Annotated in this window: 1 pseudogene; it reads left to right on the plus strand. The window is 36.0% G+C overall.

What is annotated here, in order from left to right:
• Positions 1–74: 74 nt before the first annotated feature.
• Positions 75–1,212: pseudogene (locus QT979_RS28845) on the plus strand (ISAs1 family transposase).
• Positions 1,213–1,399 lie beyond the last annotated feature (187 nt).

The following is a 1,399-nucleotide window of genomic DNA, read 5'->3' on the forward strand; positions in this document are numbered from 1 at the left end:
GGGTGCTATCAATGGCAAGAGGTTTTAGTAAAGCTGTAACTTCCCAACAAAAACCAACAGATTCATTGCCTTCAATGAATATTTTAAATGCCAGTTTTTTAGAACATTTTGCCAAATTTGAAAGACCCCAGAATAGAAAGAAGTAAAGAACACTTACTCAAAGATATTATAGCGATTGCGATTCTAGCTATTATCAGCGGTGCCGACGGATGGGTGGCAATAGAAGCCTATGGTAATGTCAAATATGAATGGTTAAAAAGCTTTCTAGAATTACCGAATGGCATACCATCTCATGACACATTTAGTCGGGTATTTGCCAGAATTGAACCACAACATTTTCAACAATGCTTTTTGAGTTGGGTAAATGCCATAGTCGGGGAATTAGAACTAAACGTGATTGCCATTGATGGCAAAACAATGAAACAATCTTATGACCGAAATGACCAGCAAAAAGCGCTACATATAGTTACAGCATGGTCTTCATCTCATCAATTGGTTTTAGGTCAAAAAAAGTCGATAAAAAATCAAATGAACTGACAGCAGTTCCGCAATTAATAGAAATGTTAGAAATTGCCGGAAGTGTAATAACCATAGATGCTATGGGTTGTCAAAAAGACATAACATCTCTAATTCTCAAGAAAAAAGGAGATTATGTTTTAGCTTTAAACGGGAATCAAAAACTCCTCTATTAAGCTGTGAAAGAGTGGTTTGAGGTAGCTAAAAAAGAAGATTATTTAGGCAGAGACTACAGTCCGGCATGAGCAAGTAGAAGCTGGACATCATCGAGTGGAAAAAAGACAAGTGTGGACTGTTGATGTATCCGAGTTACCACCTCTGCATAATCAAGAATTATGGACGGGATTAAAAACAGTTGTCATGATAGTTAGTGAACGACGGCTGTGGAATAAAACCACGACTGAAGCTCGTTTTTACGTTAGTAGTTTAAGCAGTAATGCTGAGACAATTGCTGGGGCGAGCCGTAGTCATTGGGGCATTGAAAATAGCTTACATTGGACGCTGGATGTGACATTTTGTGAAGATGAAAGCCGGATTAGGAAACAGAACTCTCCCGAAAATTTTGCACTTCTACGTCGCTTGGCTATAAATTTACTAAAATAAGAAAAAACTTCCAAACAAAGTCTAAAAATGAAACGGTATCGAGCGGCAATGGACAATAATTATTTAGTTAAAATTTTAAACTCTGCCAGTTAATGCTCGAAATCTAACACATATCTAAGAAGGAAAATTATCCGGATTTAAAAAGTTTAGAAAATCTTAAGGTTCTGATTTAATTTGCTTAAATGTGGTTAAAGTCAATGATTTTTAGAAGGTTTTTTTAGTTATTTAGTAGTGCACAAATTTAGGTGTTTGTCAAATTAATTTAGATGCGTTTACCCTG

It is taken from the genome of Microcoleus sp. w2-18bC1, assembly GCF_036700365.1.
GTDB lineage: Bacteria > Cyanobacteriota > Cyanobacteriia > Cyanobacteriales > Microcoleaceae > Microcoleus.